Annotated in this window: 1 protein-coding gene and 4 pseudogenes; 1 reads left to right on the top strand and 4 read right to left on the bottom strand. The window is 47.6% G+C overall.

Going from position 1 to position 3,426, the window contains the following annotated elements:
• A pseudogene (locus BLR34_RS16765) lies at positions 1-87 on the top strand (IS6 family transposase); the annotation flags it as partial.
• A gap of 210 nt (positions 88-297) precedes the next feature.
• On the opposite strand, the pseudogene BLR34_RS17200 reads toward BLR34_RS16765, so the two are convergent.
• The 4 genes and pseudogenes from BLR34_RS17200 to BLR34_RS16425 form a co-directional block, all read right to left on the bottom strand.
• Positions 298-540, bottom strand: a pseudogene (locus BLR34_RS17200) (transposase); the annotation flags it as partial.
• Between the two features lie 9 nt (positions 541-549).
• A pseudogene (locus BLR34_RS17305) lies at positions 550-1,201 on the bottom strand (IS4 family transposase); the annotation flags it as partial.
• A 140-nt stretch (positions 1,202-1,341) separates the two neighbouring features.
• The gene (locus BLR34_RS16430; protein WP_092704959.1) at positions 1,342-2,685 is read right to left on the bottom strand and encodes an AlbA family DNA-binding domain-containing protein; all 1,344 of its coding nucleotides are present in this window, start codon (positions 2,683-2,685) and stop codon (positions 1,342-1,344) included.
• Between the two features lie 166 nt (positions 2,686-2,851).
• Positions 2,852-3,211, bottom strand: a pseudogene (locus BLR34_RS16425) (ISH6 family transposase); the annotation flags it as partial.
• Between the last annotated feature and the right edge of the window lie 215 nt (positions 3,212-3,426).

Genomic DNA, 3,426 nt, shown 5'->3' with positions numbered 1-3,426 from the left:
TTTTCAAACTGTTTCAGCAACGCACAAGCAGACACAGCTGACGACTGGCTTAGATCGTTTGCCTTCGCATGGAATCAGCTTATCTGAACACTACCATCTGAACACGCACAACTAAAAAAGTGCTTGAATTTAACATATTATTCATTTTCTACCTTCTTTTGAGAATGGAATGCAATATTTTAGACAATATCAAAGAAATATAAACAGAAGGTGTTTTTATTTTTAGTATCCAGAACTATTTTACTATCACTCTCTGATATCAATGAAATATGGCTCTGGTGAACCGTCATACGTAGCTTAATTTGGGTGGGTGACGCTCCGTTTGATGTTGTAGACGGAACAAATCAGGACGATTTCGCGAAATTCACGGTACCACGCTCGGCCACGCCGTGCGAGGTCGAGCGTACGTTTGATCGAGGAAAACACTGTTTCAGAGAGTGCTCGTTGACCGTAGTCAGCCGCATCAATCCGCGCGTTGTGCGCGTGATCGATGGGGCGGAACTCACGATGTTTGATCAGTGGTCTCACGCCCTCTTTTCTTCCACGCTATTCCCGTAATTCATCGGTAATGACTAGGTTAGCGTTTGATTTGATCCGACTCATGAAGTAGCCGTCATTCTCGTCGATCAGCGCGAAACGGCGGTACTTGAAGTACGCCTGATCGAACAAGACTAACCGATCTTCGAGCTACAATCCTGTGTCGAACTGCGTGCCGTGGTGCGTTTTTTCGTCGGTATTGCTGAATTTCTCGATTGTCTGATCGGTAATATTGTGATGCAGGGTAGAGCCGCGCTCCACCCTTCTCCCCTCTCCGGGGTTCGTATTCATCTGCGAGAAATCAGTGTAACCGCAAGATAGTGCCGTCAGCGACCATCACATCACGGAACTGAGAGAGGTCAGCATCAACTGTGTCAGGAACAGCGACCTCGTCGAGCCCATGTTCGACGAGGTCGCACAGATACTCTGCAAGTGCCGGTGTCAACCGTTGGTAGAAGCCGCCAGGAAAGAGTGTCTTGTCGGCTGTGCTATTGTAACTCCACCGAAAGCCAGCAAGTGTTCGGCTTCGCCGCAGGCGAGAGCCGAACACGAATGACCACACGAAGGCAGGCATCTGCAGCTTCCCGTCCCGCTCGACCACGCCGAGTTCCTCGGCGTGCTCTTCGAGCAGGTCAGATGGAAAAAGCGTAGTGAGTCGACGCATTACACCTCATGAGGAGGTTTTGGTGTGCACAGCCTCTCCTCCTCATTCCTCTCAAAAAGGCACCACGAAAAGCCGTTGCTGTCACGTGGTTCTTCTCTTAGCTAAAGACGGACGAGTAGATGATTAATTAGTTCTGACGGCTATTCAAAAAGTGCCTCAACAATCATATCTAGTTTGTGATTGGCTTTGTATAGCTCTGTATTGGGTAGTGATTCAAGAAATATCTCGACACTATATTGCTCTTCAATAAGATGCCAAAGCCGCTCAGCATACCTCTCATTTAGAGTTATGTCTGTATCGGGTTCATCAGGATAGCTAAACTCAGCCCTGAATTGGTTGCGAATTTCGGCATACTCCCATTTCTCTTGCATTTCACCAAGGTCGATTCGACGAAATTTGTTATCAGCTGCTACGTCGGTTATTGGGTGCTTCGTAGGAAAGCCACGCCCAGATCCTGCTCCGTAGTTCGAGATAGTGATAGTGAATTCATCTTGACGTTGTATCTTGACCTCATAATTCGGAAGTGGAGGTACGTCCTCGTCAGAGTCTCTTTCCTCTATCTGGTACTCTATGAGAATCTCTGTATTTGGCGGTGTATGAAACTGCACCTCGCCAAGCAATTCAGCGACATCAGTGAATTTAGAGATATGAGTTTGGTCGAAGCCAGAAAAGTGAATATCGTTTGCATCTATTTCTACCGATTCAGCGTCGTGATTTTGCTTCAAGTTATTCGACCCAATCATCTTCGGAAAATTAGCCCCAATCAGCGAGGTACTCTGGAACGAGGTTGTAGCATCCTGAATAACGGTATCCCAAGTTGCGAAGTGAACCTTGCTCAAGTCGTGTAATAGAGAAAACGGAAACAATTCTTGGGATATCGTAGATAGAATTAGGTTCTGGTCCATCTCATCATCAATATCTAACTTACTCAGTAGTGTACGATAATTATCAATGAAGTCGGGGAGATTGATGCTTGGTGGCTGATGTTCATCTATAGATAGCATTGTCCATGTCTCAAAGTCCTTAGTGAAATCAGGGTCTAATGTTGTAGAGAACAAACGATTTAATTCCACATCGGAGACGCGTCTGGTACTATTTTTAGTTCGAATCCAATAATCTCGGGAGATAACTGTCCCCTGCTTACGCTCAACAACTGCATGAGGGATATTCTCGCGGGGAGAAACATCCAAAATCAGAATATCTCCTTCGGGTAGTCTCAGATACTCATCGTCAAATCGAACTTGTGGACTACAGCGAGTATACGCGATGTTTGTGATTGTCTGCATCACTTGGTCATAATCAATTTCTTGTCCCTGAATTTCCCCTGCATCGGTGAACCCGAGTGCTAATTCACCGCCATGTCGATTCGCAAACCCTACCAGATGTTTAGCGAACTTTTTTGAGTCATCTAATGACTCGAACCGCTTGAAATCAAACCGTTCAGACTCTTCTCTGGATTGTAACTCGGTAAGTGAGGAGTCCATACCTCATAATGCAAATTCGATTCTAATGCCTGTGTCGGTGGATTGAATCTATAAAAAATTAGATACCGAGACGGTAGATAGTCTCTCGATAGAGATCATCGATGTCCTCGTAGTAGGTGTGGAGACAGGAGTCAATCGGCTCACGCACCGAATATTTGTCAACTGATCGATAGCGGTTTTGCCCGTCGAAGTCGAGAACGTCTTCGACGGGCCGGAAGTAGCTGGATTCGTCCTGTTCGGCGGCAGTATCCTCAACGTAGTGGAGAGAGAACTCGTGTTCACCGGCGGTTGTGACGGCTGTGCGAGTATCTGTGCCTCGCCGTTGGAATCGTTTCTCACCGTTACCGTGGGCGTGTTTTTCACCACAGAGCGCCTCGACGCGACTCGCGTCGAGGCTCTCGACGAGCCCTTCGAGAAGAACCGATTCGATATTCTGATCGGTTATGAACTCGGCAAGCGTGGCCAGCGGTATCGTTTTGTCGTCGTCGATGCTAACGGTCAACCGCACGTCGATTGTGGCGTGCATGGGGCACCTCTCGGAGTGGACACCAGAGGTGACCCCGTCCTCACGGGAGTCAGTTGCTACTGAACTCTAGAGGACTTTGCGACACGACCAACTGATCACTGGGCACACACGTCCTATTTCGTGCTCTATTGAAAATGCGGGACGGGAGTCGGATCATAGCGTTTTGGCGAGTTTCTTGAGATTGTTGAGCGCGAACAGGAGGACGATCTCACGGA

The organism is Halovenus aranensis, from assembly GCF_900100385.1.
Lineage (GTDB): Archaea > Halobacteriota > Halobacteria > Halobacteriales > Haloarculaceae > Halovenus > Halovenus aranensis.
The sequence above is the reverse complement of the archived record's forward strand: the minus strand, read 5'-3'. Positions and strand labels throughout refer to the sequence as shown.